Annotated in this window: 17 protein-coding genes; 12 read left to right on the plus strand and 5 right to left on the minus strand. The window is 50.4% G+C overall.

Annotated features, from left to right (window positions below; translation table 11 throughout):
- Positions 1-6 precede the first annotated feature (6 nt).
- The 5 genes from ACJHW7_RS01305 (at position 7) to zapC (ending at position 3,612) form a co-directional block, all read left to right on the plus strand.
- A complete protein-coding gene (locus ACJHW7_RS01305; RefSeq protein WP_000730614.1) occupies positions 7-549 on the plus strand; it encodes a fimbrial protein in 543 nt (180 codons plus the stop codon).
- A 7-nt stretch (positions 550-556) separates the two neighbouring features.
- Positions 557-1,072, plus strand: coding sequence for a fimbrial protein (locus ACJHW7_RS01310; protein ID WP_032154038.1), 516 nt, complete (start codon positions 557-559; stop codon positions 1,070-1,072).
- The gene (locus ACJHW7_RS01315) at positions 1,038-1,775 is read left to right on the plus strand and encodes a fimbrial chaperone (protein ID WP_161954305.1); all 738 of its coding nucleotides are present in this window, start codon (positions 1,038-1,040) and stop codon (positions 1,773-1,775) included. Before ACJHW7_RS01310 ends, ACJHW7_RS01315 begins: the two co-directional genes overlap by 35 nt.
- A gap of 110 nt (positions 1,776-1,885) precedes the next feature.
- Positions 1,886-2,896 (plus strand): quinone-dependent dihydroorotate dehydrogenase, encoded by a 1,011-nt coding sequence (gene pyrD, locus ACJHW7_RS01320; protein ID WP_001295352.1) that lies wholly within the window; start codon positions 1,886-1,888, stop codon positions 2,894-2,896.
- A gap of 173 nt (positions 2,897-3,069) precedes the next feature.
- A complete protein-coding gene (gene zapC / locus ACJHW7_RS01325) occupies positions 3,070-3,612 on the plus strand; it encodes a cell division protein ZapC (RefSeq protein WP_001301917.1) in 543 nt (180 codons plus the stop codon).
- Here zapC and ycbX read toward each other — a convergent pair.
- Positions 3,609-4,718 carry a 6-N-hydroxylaminopurine resistance protein YcbX gene (gene ycbX / locus ACJHW7_RS01330; RefSeq protein WP_000224270.1) on the minus strand — a complete coding sequence of 370 codons (1,110 nt, stop codon included), beginning with the start codon at positions 4,716-4,718 and terminating at the stop codon, positions 3,609-3,611. The genes zapC and ycbX overlap by 4 nt on opposite strands.
- 243 nt (positions 4,719-4,961) lie before the next feature.
- Here ycbX and rlmKL point away from each other — a divergent pair, with 243 nt between their 5' ends.
- The 6 genes from rlmKL to rmf all read left to right on the plus strand — a co-directional run bounded on the left by rlmKL (position 4,962) and on the right by rmf (position 13,000).
- Positions 4,962-7,070, plus strand: a complete 2,109-nt coding sequence (gene rlmKL / locus ACJHW7_RS01335) for a bifunctional 23S rRNA (guanine(2069)-N(7))-methyltransferase RlmK/23S rRNA (guanine(2445)-N(2))-methyltransferase RlmL (protein WP_021556659.1) — start codon at positions 4,962-4,964, stop codon at positions 7,068-7,070.
- Between the two features lie 11 nt (positions 7,071-7,081).
- On the plus strand, positions 7,082-8,989 hold the full coding sequence (locus ACJHW7_RS01340; protein ID WP_021556660.1) for an ABC transporter ATP-binding protein: 1,908 nt from the start codon (positions 7,082-7,084) through the stop codon (positions 8,987-8,989).
- A 129-nt stretch (positions 8,990-9,118) separates the two neighbouring features.
- Positions 9,119-10,372 (plus strand): membrane integrity-associated transporter subunit PqiA, encoded by a 1,254-nt coding sequence (gene pqiA, locus ACJHW7_RS01345; protein ID WP_000333176.1) that lies wholly within the window; start codon positions 9,119-9,121, stop codon positions 10,370-10,372.
- A 4-nt stretch (positions 10,373-10,376) separates the two neighbouring features.
- The gene (pqiB, locus tag ACJHW7_RS01350) at positions 10,377-12,017 is read left to right on the plus strand and encodes an intermembrane transport protein PqiB (RefSeq protein WP_000445541.1); all 1,641 of its coding nucleotides are present in this window, start codon (positions 10,377-10,379) and stop codon (positions 12,015-12,017) included.
- Positions 12,014-12,577, plus strand: a complete 564-nt coding sequence (gene pqiC / locus ACJHW7_RS01355; protein ID WP_000759107.1) for a membrane integrity-associated transporter subunit PqiC — start codon at positions 12,014-12,016, stop codon at positions 12,575-12,577. The genes pqiB and pqiC overlap by 4 nt, the downstream gene beginning before the upstream one ends.
- A gap of 255 nt (positions 12,578-12,832) precedes the next feature.
- Entirely contained in the window at positions 12,833-13,000 is a 168-nt protein-coding gene (gene rmf, locus ACJHW7_RS01360) for a ribosome modulation factor (protein WP_000828648.1), read from the plus strand.
- A 69-nt stretch (positions 13,001-13,069) separates the two neighbouring features.
- On the opposite strand, the gene fabA is transcribed toward rmf, so the two are convergent.
- Positions 13,070-13,588, minus strand: coding sequence for a bifunctional 3-hydroxydecanoyl-ACP dehydratase/trans-2-decenoyl-ACP isomerase (gene fabA, locus ACJHW7_RS01365; protein ID WP_000227927.1), 519 nt, complete (start codon positions 13,586-13,588; stop codon positions 13,070-13,072).
- A gap of 68 nt (positions 13,589-13,656) precedes the next feature.
- Positions 13,657-15,417: a Lon protease family protein gene (locus ACJHW7_RS01370; RefSeq protein ID WP_021556661.1), complete on the minus strand. Its 1,761-nt coding sequence runs from the start codon at positions 15,415-15,417 to the stop codon at positions 13,657-13,659.
- 185 nt (positions 15,418-15,602) lie between these two features.
- Between ACJHW7_RS01370 and matP the strand changes: the two genes are divergently transcribed.
- On the plus strand, positions 15,603-16,055 hold the full coding sequence (gene matP / locus ACJHW7_RS01375) for a macrodomain Ter protein MatP (RefSeq protein WP_000877158.1): 453 nt from the start codon (positions 15,603-15,605) through the stop codon (positions 16,053-16,055).
- Positions 16,056-16,132: 77 nt separating this feature from the next.
- On the opposite strand, the gene ompA is transcribed toward matP, so the two are convergent.
- Positions 16,133-17,188: a porin OmpA gene (ompA, locus tag ACJHW7_RS01380; protein WP_000750414.1), complete on the minus strand. Its 1,056-nt coding sequence runs from the start codon at positions 17,186-17,188 to the stop codon at positions 16,133-16,135.
- A 356-nt stretch (positions 17,189-17,544) separates the two neighbouring features.
- Positions 17,545-18,054 (minus strand): SOS-induced cell division inhibitor SulA, encoded by a 510-nt coding sequence (gene sulA, locus ACJHW7_RS01385; protein WP_000288706.1) that lies wholly within the window; start codon positions 18,052-18,054, stop codon positions 17,545-17,547.
- Positions 18,055-18,104: the final 50 nt, after the last annotated feature.

Below are 18,104 nucleotides of genomic sequence, written 5' to 3' on the forward strand. Positions count from 1 at the left end.
GAACGTATGAAGAAAAAAACGATATTTCAGTGCGTTATCTTGTTCTTTAGCATTCTTAACATCCATGTCGGGATGGCTGGGCCTGAACAAGTTAGTATGCATATTTATGGGAATGTGGTCGATCAGGGCTGTGATGTCGCCACCAAAAGTGCATTACAAAATATTCATATTGGTGATTTTAATATCAGTGATTTTCAGGCCGCGAATACCGTAAGCACTGCTGCTGATTTGAATATCGATATCACCGGTTGTGCCGCTGGTATTACTGGCGCGGACGTCCTTTTTAGCGGCGAGGCTGATACCCTTGCGCCGACACTGCTCAAACTAACTGACACAGGCGGAAGCGGTGGTATGGCAACGGGGATTGCCGTGCAAATTCTTGATGCGCAAAGTCAGCAAGAAATCCCGCTCAATCAGGTCCAGCCTCTTACGCCCTTAAAAGCCGGGGATAACACACTCAAATATCAACTTCGTTATAAGTCCACAAAGGCGGGAGCAACGGGCGGTAATGCGACGGCGGTTCTCTATTTTGATCTGGTTTACCAGTGAAGGAGTGATGTTGAAACGGATAATCTGGATTCTGTTCTTACTGCGATTAACGGGGGGTTGTGAGCTATTTGCCCATGATGGCACGGTCAACATTAGCGGATCGTTTCGCCGTAATACATGCGTGCTGGCACAGGATAGCAAGCAAATCAATGTGCAGTTAGGCGATGTCTCACTGACACGTTTTTCTCATGGGAATTATGGCCCGGAGAAATCTTTCATCATTAATTTGCAGGATTGCGGAACAGATGTCAGCACGGTTGACGTCACCTTTTCAGGAACCCCCGACGGAGTGCAGAGCGAAATGTTGTCCATTGAAAGTGGTACGGATGCAGCCAGCGGGCTGGCAATTGCGATTCTGGATGATGCGAAGATATTGATTCCGCTTAACCAGGCGAGTAAAGACTACAGCCTACATAGCGGTAAGGTGCCATTAACTTTTTATGCGCAATTGCGACCTGTCAATAGCGATGTGCAGTCGGGTAAAGTGAATGCCAGCGCGACATTTGTACTTCATTATGACTAATACGTGGAACAGATTGGCGCTCTTGATTTTCGCCGTTTTATCGCTGCTGGTGGCGGGTGAATTGCAGGCAGGAGTGGTGGTCGGCGGAACGCGATTTATCTTTCCGGCAGACAGAGAATCGATATCTATTTTACTGACTAATACCAGTCAGGAATCCTGGCTTATTAACAGTAAAATCAACCGCCCAACGCGTTGGGCCGGGGGTGACGCGTCGACAGTGCCAGCACCATTACTGGCCGCTCCGCCACTTATTCTCCTGAAGCCCGGTACGACAGGCACGTTGCGCTTGCTGAGAACGGAAAGCGACATCTTGCCTGTGGATCGCGAAACGCTATTTGAGTTAAGCATTGCCAGCGTGCCATCCGGCAAAGTTGAAAATCAGAGCGTAAAAGTGGCGATGCGCTCGGTATTTAAACTGTTCTGGCGACCCGAAGGTTTGCCGGGCGACCCGCTGGAAGCTTATCAACAATTACGCTGGACACGGAATTCGCAGGGTGTACAACTCACTAACCCAACGCCTTATCACATTAACCTGATTCAGGTGAGCGTAAATGGTAAAGCGTTAAGTAATGTGGGAGTTGTGCCGCCTAAAAGCCAGCGTCAGACAAGCTGGTGTCAGGCAATAGCACCGTGTCATGTTGCCTGGCGGGCGATAAATGATTACGGCGGGTTGAGTGCAAAGAAGGAGCAAAATCTGCCCTGAAACAGGTTCGGAAAACGTTTGCGTTTTTTTTGCCGCAGGTCAATTCCCTTTTGGTCCGAACTCGCACATAATACGCCCCCGGTTTGCACACCGGGAATCCAGGAGAGTTCATGTACTACCCCTTCGTTCGTAAAGCCCTTTTCCAGCTCGATCCAGAGCGCGCTCATGAGTTTACTTTTCAGCAATTACGCCGCATTACCGGAACACCGTTTGAAGCACTGGTGCGGCAGAAAGTGCCTGCAAAACCTGTTAACTGCATGGGCCTGACGTTTAAAAATCCGCTTGGTCTGGCAGCCGGTCTTGACAAAGACGGGGAGTGCATTGATGCGTTAGGCGCGATGGGATTTGGATCGATAGAGATCGGTACCGTCACGCCACGTCCACAGCCAGGTAATGACAAGCCGCGTCTCTTTCGTCTGGTAGATGCCGAAGGTTTGATCAACCGTATGGGCTTTAATAATCTTGGCGTTGATAACCTCGTAGAGAACGTAAAAAAAGCCCATTATGACGGCGTCCTGGGTATTAACATCGGCAAAAATAAAGATACGCCAGTAGAGCAGGGCAAAGATGACTATCTGATTTGTATGGAAAAAATCTATGCTTATGCGGGATATATCGCCATCAATATTTCATCGCCAAATACCCCAGGATTACGCACACTGCAATATGGTGAAGCGCTGGATGATCTCTTAACTGCGATTAAAAATAAACAAAATGATTTGCAAGCGATGCACCATAAATATGTGCCGATCGCAGTGAAGATCGCGCCGGATCTTTCTGAAGAAGAATTGATCCAGGTTGCCGATAGTTTAGTTCGCCACAATATTGATGGCGTTATTGCAACCAATACCACACTCGATCGTTCTCTGGTTCAGGGAATGAAAAATTGCGATCAAACCGGTGGATTAAGTGGTCGTCCGCTTCAGTTAAAAAGCACCGAAATTATTCGCCGCTTGTCACTGGAATTAAACGGTCGCTTACCGATCATCGGTGTTGGCGGCATCGACTCGGTTATCGCTGCGCGTGAAAAGATTGCTGCGGGTGCCTCACTGGTGCAAATTTATTCTGGTTTTATTTTTAAAGGTCCGCCGCTGATTAAAGAAATCGTTACCCATATCTAATTATTTCTTCGAATTCCTCTTTATAAGATAATCAGGGCTTTATTTTCAGCCCTGGTTGTTTTATATTCATCACTGTTGCTTATTTAGACATTTTGTACTTTTATTGTTGAGGTTATTAAGCGAAGCGACAATGGATTGTGTTGCTGCGGTTTTATAAGGTTGGGGAGAGGCAGATGCGAATTAAACCAGACGATAACTGGCGTTGGTATTACGATGAAGAGCACGATCGTATGATGCTCGATTTAGCCAATGGTATGCTATTTCGCTCACGTTTTGCGCGCAAGATGTTGACTCCAGATGCCTTTTCTCCCGCAGGCTTTTGCGTTGACGACGCCGCGCTCTATTTCTCTTTTGAAGAAAAGTGCCGCGATTTTAATTTATCTAAAGAACAAAAAGCCGAACTGGTGCTGAATGCACTGGTAGCAATTCGCTATCTCAAACCGCAAATGCCGAAAAGCTGGCATTTTGTTTCCCATGGTGAAATGTGGGTGCCCATGCCGGGGGATGCGGCCTGCGTTTGGTTGAGCGACACTAACGAGCAAGTGAATTTACTGGTCGTTGAATCTGGCGAGAATGCCGCGCTATGCCTGCTGGCACAACCCTGCGTTGTTATTGCGGGTCGCGCGATGCAGTTGGGCGACGCCATTAAAATCATGAACGACAGGCTGAAACCGCAGGTTAATGTTGACAGCTTCAGCCTCGAACAGGCAGTCTAACGCGCCAACTTAAGTGCAGTCTTCGGTACACAGCTACAGCAAAGAATGGTGCCATCATCGCCCATTGCTGATTTTTTCAGCGGCGTGACTTCGCCTTCTAAAAGCTGAACACGGCAACTTCCACAAATGCCCGCGCGGCAAGAATAAGGGATACGAATTCCCTGATTTTCTAATTGCTCCAGCAACACCTGTTGGTTATTTCCACGAAATGCCTGTCCCTGCCAGTCAATATCTACATTGGCGTCCGGTTGTTGCGTGATGTTGGCAGTATCATCAGCGGCAGCTGCGCCGTAAATTTTTGCCGGAGCCGTTGCCAGAATTTCCACCTCATCGCCAACGCGAATCACGCCGCTATTACGGGCAATTAAATTCTGACCAAAATCGACATCGCCGTTATCCTGGGCAGTGCGGAAAGATTGCAATGTTTTTAATGGTTCGCCTGCCGGATGTTTTTGCCCTTTTTCTGGGCTGACGGTGGTGAAAATACAGCGGCTACAAGGTTTAACCACATCAAACACCACATCACCAATGCGAATCACTTTCCAGCGATCTTCTTCCCAGGCTGACGCGCCGGAAACCACCAGATTGGGGCGGAATTGCTCCATTTTTACACTGGCCGGACAACGTTGTTGGAGATCACGTAACGAGGCTTCGTTAGCAAGAAGGTAAGGATAGCCATCAGCAAATGACAGAGGTACAGTGTTGTGGCGTTTCACGCGCCGGGTCATTTGTGGCCCCACCCAGCGTAATTGCACTTCGCGGGAGAAAAATCCACTTAGCCATTTGTTGATCGCGTCTGGCGCAATTCGCGCGGTAAAATGTGTGCCCCAAACTTCGGTTGGTGCGTCTTGTGTGGCGAAATCAGCAAAACGAACATATGCGCTACTGCCATCTGGTGCGGTGAGATGCAAGCCATCATGCACAGGTGAAGGAGTAAACCGTACCATCTGGGGAAACTGGCGAGCGGTAATAAACGTACCGTCAGGTTCCGTGATCATAAAGATGCGATCGAAGGCCAGACCACTGACATCAGCCAGAGCATGTGTAAGACCAATGCCGCGCATCGATTTAACAGGATGAATAAAAAGCCGGGTTAATGTCGCCACGGTGTGGTCCTCAAATGAAAATAAGCCCTCAACTTTATGACATGACGCGCTTATTAGCTATAATGCGCAACAATTTTCTTAGCGCCTGTCCCATTAGGCTATTTTATTTGTCAGTTTGGCCCTGGGTTGTGCTCGAAATCCTCACGTACTTGTGTACGCTCCGGTTTCTCCGCGCTGTCCATGTCCAGACTGACTGCAACAATTACGCCTACTGCGGTAGGCTCTTAGAGTAAAAGTGACGATATGAATTCTCTGTTTGCCAGTACGGCCCGTGGGCTGGAAGAGCTGTTAAAAACTGAACTGGAAAACCTGGGGGCCGTTGAATGCCAGGTGGTTCAGGGTGGGGTCCATTTCAAGGGCGACACACGGCTTGTTTACCAGAGCCTGATGTGGAGCCGCCTGGCCTCGCGTATTATGTTGCCGCTGGGCGAGTGTAAGGTTTACAGCGATTTAGACCTCTATCTCGGTGTTCAGGCGATCAACTGGACAGAGATGTTTAATCCTGGCGCGACCTTCGCTGTCCACTTCAGTGGTTTGAATGACACCATCCGCAACAGTCAGTACGGCGCGATGAAAGTGAAAGACGCGATCGTCGATGCTTTCACGCGGAAAAATCTGCCGCGTCCAAATGTTGATCGCGATGCGCCGGATATCCGCGTTAACGTCTGGCTGCATAAAGAAACCGCCAGTATCGCCCTTGATCTCAGTGGTGATGGTTTACATCTGCGTGGCTATCGCGATCGTGCTGGTATTGCGCCGATCAAAGAAACCCTGGCAGCCGCTATTGTGATGCGATCCGGCTGGCAGCCAGGAACACCGCTGCTCGATCCGATGTGTGGTTCCGGTACGTTGCTGATTGAAGCGGCGATGCTGGCGACCGATCGCGCACCAGGCTTGCACCGTGGGCGTTGGGGCTTTAGCGGCTGGGCGCAGCATGATGAAGCTATTTGGCAGGAAGTGAAAGCGGAAGCGCAAACTCGCGCCCGTAAAGGCCTGGCTGAGTATAGCTCTCATTTTTACGGTTCGGACAGCGACGCACGGGTGATTCAACGTGCACGCACTAACGCCCGTCTTGCGGGGATTGGTGAACTGATCACCTTTGAGGTGAAAGATGTCGCGCAACTGACCAATCCGCTGCCGAAAGGGCCGTACGGCACAGTGTTGAGCAACCCGCCATACGGGGAACGTCTGGACAGCGAACCGGCGCTGATTGCGCTGCATAGCCTGCTGGGTCGGATCATGAAAAACCAGTTTGGTGGCTGGAATCTCTCTTTGTTTAGTGCCTCGCCGGATCTGCTAAGCTGCTTGCAGCTGCGTGCAGACAAACAGTACAAGGCGAAAAACGGCCCGCTGGACTGCGTACAGAAAAATTACCACGTTGCCGAAAGCACTCCAGACAGCAAACCGGCGATGGTAGCGGAAGATTACGCCAACCGCCTGCGTAAGAACCTCAAAAAATTCGAGAAGTGGGCTCGCCAGGAAGGAATTGAATGTTACCGCCTGTATGACGCCGATCTGCCGGAATATAACGTTGCCGTTGACCGTTATGCCGACTGGGTGGTGGTGCAGGAGTATGCACCGCCAAAAACTATTGATGCTCACAAAGCGCGTCAGCGTCTGTTCGATATTATCGCTGTAACCATTTCGGTACTGGGGATTGCGCCAAACAAACTGGTGCTGAAAACCCGTGAACGCCAGAAGGGCAAAAACCAGTACCAGAAACTGGGCGAGAAGGGCGAGTTTCTTGAAGTTACCGAATATAACGCTCACTTGTGGGTGAACCTGACGGATTATCTCGATACTGGTCTGTTCCTCGATCACCGTATCGCCCGCCGTATGCTCGGTCAGATGAGCAAAGGCAAAGATTTCCTCAACCTGTTTTCTTATACCGGCAGCGCCACCGTGCATGCGGGATTAGGCGGTGCACGCAGCACCACCACCGTGGATATGTCGCGTACTTATCTGGAGTGGGCAGAACGCAACCTGCGTCTGAATGGCCTGACCGGGCGTGCGCATCGCCTGATTCAGGCCGATTGTCTGGCGTGGCTGCGTGAGGCAAATGAACAGTTCGATCTGATCTTTATCGATCCGCCAACCTTCTCTAACTCAAAACGAATGGAAGATGCGTTTGATGTTCAGCGCGATCATCTGGCGCTGATGAAAGATTTGAAACGTCTGCTGCGTGCAGGTGGGACGATCATGTTCTCGAACAACAAACGTGGCTTCCGTATGGATCTCGACGGTCTGGCAAAACTGGGACTGAAAGCACAAGAAATTACGCAAAAAACGCTCTCCCAGGATTTCGCCCGTAACCGCCAGATCCACAACTGCTGGCTGATTACCGCAGCCTGAAAGGAATAGTAATGTCATTAATCAGTATGCATGGCGCATGGCTGTCGTTCAGCGACGCGCCGCTTCTCGATAACGCAGAACTGCATATCGAAGATAACGAACGTGTTTGTCTGGTGGGCCGCAACGGCGCAGGCAAATCGACGTTAATGAAAATCCTCAACCGTGAACAAGGGCTGGATGACGGTCGCATTATTTACGAGCAGGATTTGATTGTAGCGCGTCTGCAACAGGATCCGCCGCGTAACGTTGAGGGTAGTGTTTATGATTTCGTTGCCGAAGGCATTGAAGAACAAGCGGAATACCTGAAACGCTATCACGATATTTCGCGCCTGGTGATGAACGACCCGAGCGAGAAAAATCTCAACGAACTGGCAAAGGTTCAGGAACAGCTGGATCACCACAACCTGTGGCAGCTGGAAAACCGCATCAACGAAGTGCTGGCGCAACTGGGGTTAGATCCTAACGTTGCGCTGTCGTCGCTTTCCGGCGGCTGGTTGCGTAAAGCGGCATTAGGACGCGCGCTGGTGAGCAATCCGCGCGTATTGCTGCTGGACGAACCGACTAACCACCTGGATATCGAAACCATCGACTGGCTGGAAGGGTTCCTCAAAACCTTCAATGGGACGATTATTTTCATCTCCCACGACCGTTCGTTTATCCGCAATATGGCGACGCGCATTGTTGATCTCGATCGCGGCAAGCTGGTGACCTATCCGGGCAATTACGATCAGTACCTGCTGGAAAAAGAAGAAGCCCTGCGCGTGGAAGAACTACAAAATGCCGAGTTCGATCGCAAACTGGCGCAGGAAGAAGTGTGGATTCGCCAGGGGATCAAAGCACGCCGTACCCGTAATGAAGGCCGCGTACGCGCCCTGAAAGCGATGCGTCGCGAGCGTGGCGAACGTCGCGAAGTGATGGGTACCGCAAAGATGCAGGTGGAAGAGGCCAGCCGCTCCGGTAAGATCGTTTTCGAAATGGAAGACGTTTGCTACCAGGTTGACGGAAAGCAACTGGTGAAAGATTTTTCTGCCCAGGTTCTACGTGGCGACAAAATTGCCCTGATTGGGCCGAATGGCTGCGGCAAAACCACGCTGCTGAAACTGATGCTCGGTCAGCTTCAAGCGGACAGCGGGCGTATTCACGTTGGCACCAAACTGGAAGTGGCTTATTTCGATCAGCACCGCGCGGAACTGGATCCCGATAAAACGGTGATGGATAACCTTGCCGAAGGTAAGCAAGAGGTGATGGTTAACGGCAAGCCACGCCACGTTTTGGGCTATTTGCAGGACTTCCTGTTCCATCCGAAACGGGCGATGACGCCAGTACGTGCGCTTTCTGGCGGTGAGCGGAACCGCTTGCTGCTGGCGCGTTTGTTCCTCAAACCAAGCAACTTATTGATTCTTGACGAACCGACCAACGATCTTGATGTCGAAACGCTGGAACTGCTGGAAGAACTGATCGACAGCTACCAGGGCACGGTATTGCTGGTAAGCCACGATCGTCAGTTTGTTGATAACACCGTTACAGAATGCTGGATCTTCGAAGGCGGCGGTAAAATTGGTCGTTATGTCGGCGGTTATCATGATGCCCGTGCTCAGCAAGAGCAGTATGTGGCGCTCAAACAGCCTGCGGTGAAAAAAAACGAAGAAGCCGCCGCGCCAAAAGCAGAAACTGTAAAACGCAGCAGTAGCAAACTAAGCTATAAATTGCAGCGCGAACTGGAGCAGCTACCGCAATTGCTCGAAGATCTGGAGGCGAAGCTGGAAGCCCTACAGACGCAGGTGGCGGATGCTTCCTTCTTCAGTCAGCCGCATGAGCAGACACAAAAAGTGCTCGCTGATATGGCTGCTGCAGAGCAGGAGCTGGAGCAAGCCTTTGAACGCTGGGAGTATCTTGAAGCGTTAAAAAATGGTGGCTGATCGCAAAATAGTCGATTTAAACAGAGACAGCTGACAACGGTAAAATTGCCTGATGAACTGGGTTTATCAGGCATGAAAACCAACACTTTGTTAGTCATCTGTAAAATAGCGCATCATTAAGGAGTACCAATGTGCGAACATCATCATGCCGCGAAGCACATCCTGTGCTCGCAGTGTGACATGCTGGTGGCGTTACCGCGCCTTGAGCATGGTCAGAAAGCGGCATGTCCCCGGTGTGGCACAACGTTAACCGTGGCGTGGGATGCCCCCCGGCAGCGTCCTACCGCCTATGCGTTGGCTGCACTGTTCATGCTGTTGCTGTCCAACTTGTTTCCTTTTGTGAATATGAACGTTGCAGGAGTTACCAGTGAAATTACATTACTGGAAATTCCCGGCGTGCTTTTTTCTGAGGACTACGCCAGCCTCGGCACCTTTTTCCTGTTGTTTGTGCAACTGGTTCCCGCGTTTTGTCTGATAACCATTCTGTTACTGGTGAATCGCGCGGAATTACCGGTCCGTTTAAAAGAGCAACTGGCACGGGTGCTTTTTCAACTCAAAACCTGGGGAATGGCGGAGATTTTCCTCGCGGGTGTGCTGGTCAGTTTCGTTAAACTGATGGCTTACGGCAGCATTGGCGTAGGCAGCAGCTTTCTCCCCTGGTGTTTATTTTGTGTCCTGCAACTGCGTGCTTTTCAGTGCGTTGATCGTCGCTGGTTATGGGACGATATCGCCCCGATGCCAGAACTGCGCCAGCCGCTAAAACCAGGTGTCACGGGGATACGTCAGGGGCTGCGTTCGTGCTCCTGTTGTACGGCAATCCTTCCTGCTGACGAACCCGTGTGCCCGCGTTGTAGTACCAAAGGGTACGTTCGACGTAGAAACAGCCTGCAATGGACACTCGCGCTGCTTGTTACGTCCATCATGCTGTATCTTCCGGCTAATATTTTGCCCATCATGGTGACGGATTTATTAGGCTCGAAGATGCCATCGACGATTCTCGCTGGGGTCATCCTGTTATGGAGCGAAGGCTCTTATCCCGTCGCTGCGGTGATCTTTCTGGCCAGTATTATGGTGCCAACGTTAAAGATGATCGCCATCGCGTGGCTGTGTTGGGATGCCAAAGGGCATGGCAAGCGCGACAGTGAAAGAATGCATTTGATTTATGAAGTTGTTGAGTTTGTAGGCCGCTGGTCGATGATTGACGTTTTCGTTATCGCGGTGCTCTCGGCGCTGGTGCGTATGGGAGGTTTAATGAGTATTTATCCGGCAATGGGTGCATTAATGTTTGCTTTAGTCGTCATAATGACAATGTTTTCTGCTATGACGTTTGACCCGCGTTTGTCGTGGGATCGTCAACCTGAATCAGAGCATGAGGAGTCCTGACAGTATGGAATCTAATAATGGGGAAGCCAAAATCCAGAAAGTGAAGAACTGGTCTCCCGTGTGGATATTTCCTATCGTCACGGCGCTCATTGGGGCCTGGGTTCTTTTTTATCATTACAGCCATCAGGGACCGGAAGTGACCCTGATCACCGCGAATGCGGAAGGAATTGAAGGTGGCAAAACCACCATTAAAAGCCGTAGCGTTGACGTCGGCGTGGTTGAAAGCGCCACACTCGCTGATGATTTGACACACGTTGAAATCAAAGCGCGGCTGAATTCCGGTATGGAAAAATTGCTGCATAAAGATACCGTCTTTTGGGTGGTGAAACCGCAGATTGGTCGAGAAGGGATTAGCGGTCTGGGAACCCTGCTGTCTGGGGTTTATATCGAACTGCAGCCAGGCGCGAAAGGCAGCAAAATGGATAAATACGATTTGCTGGACTCGCCACCGTTGGCCCCGCCTGATGCGAAAGGTATCCGTGTGATTCTCGATAGCAAAAAAGCCGGGCAGCTCTCGCCAGGAGATCCGGTGCTGTTCCGTGGCTATCGGGTAGGTTCGGTTGAAACCAGCACCTTCGATACGCAAAAACGCAATATCAGTTATCAACTGTTCATCAATGCACCTTATGACCGACTGGTGACCAGCAATGTTCGCTTCTGGAAAGATAGTGGCATTGCGGTTGATCTGACGTCAGCGGGAATGCGTGTGGAGATGGGCTCATTGACAACGCTGCTGAGTGGCGGTGTCAGCTTTGATGTGCCGGAAGGTCTGGATTTAGGGCAGCCAGTGGCACCGAAAACAGCTTTCGTTTTGTATGATGATCAGAAGAGCATTCAGGATTCGTTGTACACCGATCACATTGATTATCTGATGTTCTTTAAAGATTCGGTACGCGGTCTGCAACCGGGAGCTCCGGTAGAATTCCGGGGTATTCGCCTGGGTACCGTAAGCAAAGTGCCATTCTTTGCGCCGAATATGCGTCAGACATTTAACGATGATTACCGTATTCCGGTGCTGATTCGTATCGAGCCAGAGCGGCTGAAAATGCAGCTTGGCGAAAATGCGGATGTTGTTGAGCACCTTGGCGAATTGTTGAAACGTGGTTTACGCGGATCGCTGAAAACCGGAAACCTGGTCACTGGCGCACTGTATGTTGATCTCGATTTCTATCCAAATACGCCTGCAATAACCGGTATTCGTGAATTTAATGGTTATCAGATTATCCCGACCGTTAGTGGCGGCCTGGCGCAAATCCAGCAACGACTGATGGAAGCGTTGGATAAGATCAACAAACTGCCATTGAATCCGATGATTGAACAGGCAACCAGTACGCTTTCTGAAAGTCAGCGCACAATGAAAAACCTGCAAACGACGCTGGATAGCATGAACAAGATCCTCGCCAGCCAGTCGATGCAGCAGTTGCCGACGGATATGCAGTCAACGTTGCGTGAATTGAATCGCAGCATGCAGGGCTTCCAGCCTGGCTCCGCAGCCTACAACAAGATGGTGGCGGATATGCAGCGCCTTGATCAGGTGTTGCGAGAACTGCAACCGGTGCTGAAAACGCTCAATGAGAAGAGTAACGCGCTGGTATTTGAAGCGAAGGACAAAAAAGATCCAGAGCCGAAGAGGGCGAAACAATGAAAAAGTGGCTAGTGACGATTGCAGCACTGTGGCTGGCCGGATGCAGCTCCGGCGAAATTAATAAAAACTATTACCAGTTACCTGTGGTGCAGAGCGGTACACAAAGTACCGCCAGCCAGGGCAATCGCCTGTTATGGGTAGAGCAGGTCGCTGTACCTGACTATCTGGCGGGGAATGGTGTGGTTTATCAAACCAGTGATGTGAAGTATGTGATTGCCAACAACAACTTGTGGGCCAGCCCGTTGGATCAACAGTTGCGCAACACCCTGGTAGCCAACCTGAGCACGCAACTGCCCGGCTGGGTGGTTGCCTCCCAGCCTCTGGGAAGCGCCCAGGACACGCTCAATGTTACCGTAACGGAGTTTAACGGTCGCTATGATGGCAAGGTCATTGTCAGTGGTGAGTGGCTGTTGAACCACCAGGGACAACTGATCAAACGTCCGTTCCGTCTGGAAGGAGTGCAAACTCAGGATGGTTACGATGAGATGGTTAAAGTGCTGGCCGGTGTCTGGAGTCAGGAAGCCGCTTCTATTGCTCAAGAGATAAAGCGTCTACCTTAATTATAAAGATTTGTAAATATAACCGTCTCCGGTATGTTGCCTGAGGCGGTTTTTTTGTTTCTAACGTACGGAAAAATTTGTTCCTCTTCACATTTTTTGTACAACCGACATGCCCGTGTAGCTCACAAATATGACAGTGGCGTGAATTTTGCGCATTGACGGCAGTTATGATTCGCGGTATTGCTTAACTGTGATTGCACATTTAGTAATCACTGTTTTCTTTTCCACCAGAAACCAGTATGAGGGAAACGAGGCATGAAGAGACAAAAACGAGATCGCCTGGAACGGGCACATCAACGTGGTTATCAGGCCGGCATCGCCGGACGCTCAAAAGAAATGTGTCCCTATCAGACGCTGAATCAAAGGTCACAATGGCTGGGAGGCTGGCGAGAAGCCATGGCGGACAGGGTAGTAATGGCCTGATTCTGTCTCTTTAAAAAGAAACCTCCGCATTGCGGAGGTTTCGCCTTTTGATACTCTGTCTGATTATAATCAGAAGGCAGACGTATCCTGGAACAGACCGACTTTCAGGTCGCTGGCGGTATAGATCAGACGACCATCAACCAGCACTTCGCCATCTGCCAGACCCATAATCAGACGACGATTAACAATGCGTTTAAAGTGAATACGGTAGGTCACTTTTTTCGCTGTCGGCAGTACCTGACCAGTGAATTTCACTTCGCCAACGCCCAGCGCGCGGCCTTTACCTTCGCCGCCCAGCCAGCCGAGGTAGAACCCTACCAGCTGCCACATTGCGTCCAGGCCCAGGCATCCCGGCATAACCGGATCGCCAATAAAGTGGCATCCGAAGAACCACAGATCCGGATTGATATCCAGTTCTGCTTCAACATACCCTTTGTCGAAGTTACCACCCGTTTCGGTCATTTTGACCACACGGTCCATCATCAGCATGTTCGGTGCTGGCAATTGCGGGCCTTTAGCGCCAAACAGTTCACCGCGACCAGAGGCAAGAAGGTCTTCTTTTGTATAGGATTCGCGTTTATCTACCATGTTCTCTGTAAGCCTTATTTTATTGAAGCACGCAGGATAGCTAACACGTGTACGCTGAACAAGTCCGATCAGTTCGGAATAAACCAGTTCAGCCAACGTAATGGCCATGGAAAACGGTGACGTCCTTCCTGTTGCGATGCTTGCGCGATACGTTCCTGGATGGTTTGCATCAGCGTCGTTTGGCCTTCGCCATCCCACACCAGATTTAATAATAACGGCAGTGCGTCAGTCACATCGTCTACTGCCCAGATGGTGAATTTGCCTTCTTCTACCGCTTTCACCAGTTCACTGTGAAGACTTAAATGGCGAACGTTAGCAGTGGGGATAATGACACCTTGTTTACCCGTTAACTCACGTTGCTGGCAAATAGCAAAGAAGCCTTCGATTTTCTCATTTAAACCACCGACCGGCTGGGCGCGACCGAACTGATCGACTGAACCTGTGATAGCGATACTCTGATTCACCGGCACATCAGCGAGGGCGCTTATCAGGGCGCAGAGTTCAGCCATCGAGGCACTATCTCCATCAACTTCACTGTATGACTGCTCAAATGTCAGCGATGCTGAGAAGGGGATCTGTTGCTCAAGCTGTAGTTCCGACATCAGGAACGCCTGCATGATCATCATCCCTTTCGCATGGATATTGCCGCCAAGCTCCGCTTTGCGTTCGATGTCGGTGAATTCACCATCGCCAATATGCACAACGCAGCTAATGCGAGAAGGTTCGCCAAAAGCGCGTGGATGACCCGGAAATTCAATGACCGAAAGGGCGTTAATTTGCCCGATGCGTTCGCCTTCGGTTTCAATCAGGATTTGCTCCTGAAGGATCTCATCCTGCATGCGTTCAGCGAGGAAACCCTCGCGCCATTCACGCTGCTGCAGCATTAAGTTTAGCTGCTCGCCGGAGAAGGTGTCGCCATCGCACAGGGAGGCGACCTCTTTACACTGGCGGAGGATCCACTGCGGGCTAAGCGGAAGTGTTTCTTGTTCACCGGTGTAGCGTGCTGCTTCGCGGATAAGTATCGGCCAGGCATCCGCTCCCGGTGCAGGTAAGTGATTATGTCTGGCGGTAAATGTCACCCAGCGACACCACTGGCTTACTGACTCCGCATCGACAATCTGCAGAGTATCTTCAAATTCGCTATAAATAGCCTGCTCTGAAAGCTCTGGCTCCATCTCCTGGAAATCAGCCAATGATTCGCGTTCGCCTACCAGAATGACTTTCAGCTTCAATGGCATCGAAGGCACAGAGACGGGGAGAGGGCGCGACTCATCAAACGCAACCCAGTCAAAACGCTCGCGGTTAACGATATTTTTCAGCCGCATCCACAGCAGAGGTTGCGCCAGCAGTGTACGCAAAGAGATGATGAGAATACCGCCATTTGCCTGATGCACCAGACCAGGCTGCAGGGTAATGTCGCCATTAAACTGGCGCAGGCAGCCAAAGAGTTGCTCCGCTTCTACCCAGTCGGCAGCGACAACTTGCGTTAAAGTCGCAAAATTATCATCTGCACTCACTGCGTTACGTAAGCGGATGGTGTGGCCGGAAACCTCATAGTGACCGCCCACGAGTTGGCCTGCATCGCTTTGTAGCGTACGCGCGGCATTGGCAATAAGATTCAGATACTCAGACTCTTCCGGGGCCTTCGCCAGCATAAAAGAGGAGGATGCTCGCGTATGCAGCAACTGCTCCAGCGCAAATTGCAGCCGCGGTTGAGTATCACTGAATAAAGGATCGTTTTCGTCAATCAAATGTGGCTGAGCAAATATTTCCTGATAGCTATCGGTATCAGGAACCAGGTCACGCCATGCAAGTTTCGTAATGGTCAAAGTTGATGTTTTTTAGTCTGTTGTCAAAGCCGCGATTATACCGTAACCGGCACTACAGCACACGTAGAAAGCACCGACAATACTCCTGGCATGGGCGTTAAAGCTCACAGGATGGAGATTCTTTTCTTCACTGGCCTAAAAAGCTGATATTCTGTAAAGAGTTACACGGTAACATTGAGATCGCTATGAAATATCAACAACTTGAAAATCTTGAAAGCGGTTGGAAATGGAAGTATCTGGTGAAGAAGCATCGCGAAGGGGAGTTAATTACCCGTTACATAGAAGCCAGTGCCGCCCAGGAAGCCGTCGATGTGTTGCTCTCGCTGGAAAATGAACCCGTGCTGGTAAATGGCTGGATTGACAAGCATATGAATCCGGAACTGGTCAATCGCATGAAGCAAACCATTCGGGCCAGACGGAAGCGCCATTTTAATGCGGAACACCAGCATACGCGCAAAAAATCGATCGATCTGGAATTTATTGTCTGGCAACGTCTGGCTGGTCTTGCGCAGCGTCGCGGTAAAACGCTTTCTGAAACGATTGTTCAGCTGATTGAAGATGCGGAAAACAAAGAGAAATACGCGAATAAAATGTCTTCTTTGAAGCATGATCTGCAGGCATTGCTGGGTAAGGAATAACTGACGAAACTCAGTTCAATTTACTAAAGGTGAAAAAAAAACCCCGCAGCTGCGGGGTTTTTCTACCAGACGAGAACTTAAGCCTGCGGCTGAGTTACAACGTCTTTGATGCCTTTAACTTCGATCTCTACGCGACGATCCGGAGCCAGGCAGTCGATCAGTGCAGCACGCTGTTTCACGTTGTCACAGGTGTTGCCAGTAACCGGGTTGGATTCGCCCATACCACGTGCGGAGATCTTGTCTGCCGGGATACCTTTGGAGATCAGGTAATCAACAACAGACTGAGCACGGCGCTCGGACAGACCCTGGTTGTAAGCGTCAGAACCGATGCGGTCGGTGTAACCCAGAACAACTACGGAACCGTCTTTCGGATCCAGGTTGCTCAGCTGGCTGTACAGCTGATCCAGAGCAGCCTGACCTTCCGGTTTCAGGGTTGCTTTGTTGAAGTTGAACAGAACGTCAGACTTCAGAGTGAAGTGCTTGGTCTGTACTTCCGGTGCCGGAGCTGGAGCCGGAGCAACTACCGGAGCTGCTTCGCCCTGACCGAAACGGTAGGAAACACCCAGGCTCAGCAGGCCGTTGTCCGGACGAGTGCCGATGGTGTGTGCGTCACCGATGTTGTTGGTCCACTGGTATTCCAGACGGGTAGCGATTTCAGGAGTGATGGCCCATTCAACACCACCTGCGAATACCGGAGAAACGCCGGTATCGTGGTTTTTCTCAGATTCACCTGTCACATTGTTGTGAGCTTTGGTGTCTGCACGCCAAACCATACCACCCAGACGAGTGTACACGTCCAGGTCGTCAGTGATTGGGTAACCCAGTTTAGCGGTCAACTGAACGCCCTGAGCTTTGTATGCACCGTTTTCAACGCTGCCTTTATACGGCATACGACCTAACCAGTCGTAACCCATTTCAAAGCCAACATACGGGTTAACCTGGTAACCACCAAAAGCACCAGCGCCCAGTTGGTTTTCATGGGTCGGGCCATTGTTGTCGATGAAACCAGTGTCATGGTACTGGGACCAGCCCAGTTTAGCACCAGTGTACCAGGTGTTATCTTTCGGAGCGGCCTGCGCTACGGTAGCGAAACCAGCCAGTGCCACTGCAATCGCGATAGCTGTCTTTTTCATTTTTTGCGCCTCGTTATCATCCAAAATACGCCATGAATATCTCCAACGAGATAACACGGTTAAATCCTTCACCGGGGGATCTGCTCAATATTAACTCTACCGATATCTTCGGCTTATGCCGAGCACCCCTGGCGATGTAAAGTCTACAACGTAGTTGAAAACTTACAAGTGTGAACTCCGTCAGGCATATGAAAAAAAAGTCTTGTATAAGGTACGTTTAATCTTTTTTGTCAGCGACAATTTACAGAAGAAAATCGCGGAAACCGCTTCAGACAAGCCTCCGCAAGGAAAATTAGTCACGACTGAAAGCATTGGCTGGGCGACAAAAAAAGTTCCAGGATTAATCCTAAATTTACTTAATGATACAAATTAGAGTGAATTTTTAGCCCGGAAAGTTGTCTCGTTGCGTGAGAGGATGCGCTTACCGGACGCATAATAAACCCCATAGCGTTACCTTCATTTGCCGCATCAACAAGTTCAGCATGCTCTTCTTCAGTCAAATCATCTGCCAACCAACCGATCACCACACTGTAATTGCCCGTGCGTAAAGCGCGAACCATTGACTCCACAGTGTGGCAAGGGGGGAGCTGGCTAATCTGCATTACTTTCGTTAAGGGTAGCCCAGATGCCTGAACCCATTCCCGACTCAGTTTTTGTTGCGGTGTTAACCAGAGTTGCCAGCGCGATTGCTGACCGAGTTGCTGTAACAATGGCAACAGTAGAAGTTGCGTCATCATGGGCTGATCTTCGCGATAGACAACTTCACTGATAAGCCCGGCTGTAGTGTTTTCCGTAGAGACACGCGCAATTTTACTTGCTGCGGATGAGAACGACGAAGAACGATGTGCATAGCCTGAAGTGTACATAATCAATCCAGCCCCTGTGAGTTACTGTATGGATGTACAGTACATCCAGT

This window comes from Escherichia sp. WS1152 (assembly GCF_046487665.1).
GTDB lineage: Bacteria > Pseudomonadota > Gammaproteobacteria > Enterobacterales > Enterobacteriaceae > Escherichia > Escherichia coli.

Excerpts from the sequence above, each read along its gene's own strand:
- ACJHW7_RS01305 (WP_000730614.1), top strand. The coding sequence starts at position 7 with ATGAAGAAAAAAACGATATTTCAGTGCGTTATCTTGTTCTTTAGCATT.
- ACJHW7_RS01310 (WP_032154038.1), top strand. The coding sequence starts at position 557 with ATGTTGAAACGGATAATCTGGATTCTGTTCTTACTGCGATTAACGGGG.
- ACJHW7_RS01315 (WP_161954305.1), top strand. The coding sequence starts at position 1,038 with ATGCCAGCGCGACATTTGTACTTCATTATGACTAATACGTGGAACAGA.
- pyrD (WP_001295352.1), top strand. The coding sequence starts at position 1,886 with ATGTACTACCCCTTCGTTCGTAAAGCCCTTTTCCAGCTCGATCCAGAG.
- zapC (WP_001301917.1), top strand. The coding sequence starts at position 3,070 with ATGCGAATTAAACCAGACGATAACTGGCGTTGGTATTACGATGAAGAG.
- rlmKL (WP_021556659.1), top strand. The coding sequence starts at position 4,962 with ATGAATTCTCTGTTTGCCAGTACGGCCCGTGGGCTGGAAGAGCTGTTA.
- ACJHW7_RS01340 (WP_021556660.1), top strand. The coding sequence starts at position 7,082 with ATGTCATTAATCAGTATGCATGGCGCATGGCTGTCGTTCAGCGACGCG.
- pqiA (WP_000333176.1), top strand. The coding sequence starts at position 9,119 with ATGTGCGAACATCATCATGCCGCGAAGCACATCCTGTGCTCGCAGTGT.
- pqiB (WP_000445541.1), top strand. The coding sequence starts at position 10,377 with ATGGAATCTAATAATGGGGAAGCCAAAATCCAGAAAGTGAAGAACTGG.
- pqiC (WP_000759107.1), top strand. The coding sequence starts at position 12,014 with ATGAAAAAGTGGCTAGTGACGATTGCAGCACTGTGGCTGGCCGGATGC.
- rmf (WP_000828648.1), top strand. The coding sequence starts at position 12,833 with ATGAAGAGACAAAAACGAGATCGCCTGGAACGGGCACATCAACGTGGT.
- fabA (WP_000227927.1), bottom strand. The coding sequence starts at position 13,588 with ATGGTAGATAAACGCGAATCCTATACAAAAGAAGACCTTCTTGCCTCT.
- matP (WP_000877158.1), top strand. The coding sequence starts at position 15,603 with ATGAAATATCAACAACTTGAAAATCTTGAAAGCGGTTGGAAATGGAAG.
- ompA (WP_000750414.1), bottom strand. The coding sequence starts at position 17,188 with ATGAAAAAGACAGCTATCGCGATTGCAGTGGCACTGGCTGGTTTCGCT.
- sulA (WP_000288706.1), bottom strand. The coding sequence starts at position 18,054 with ATGTACACTTCAGGCTATGCACATCGTTCTTCGTCGTTCTCATCCGCA.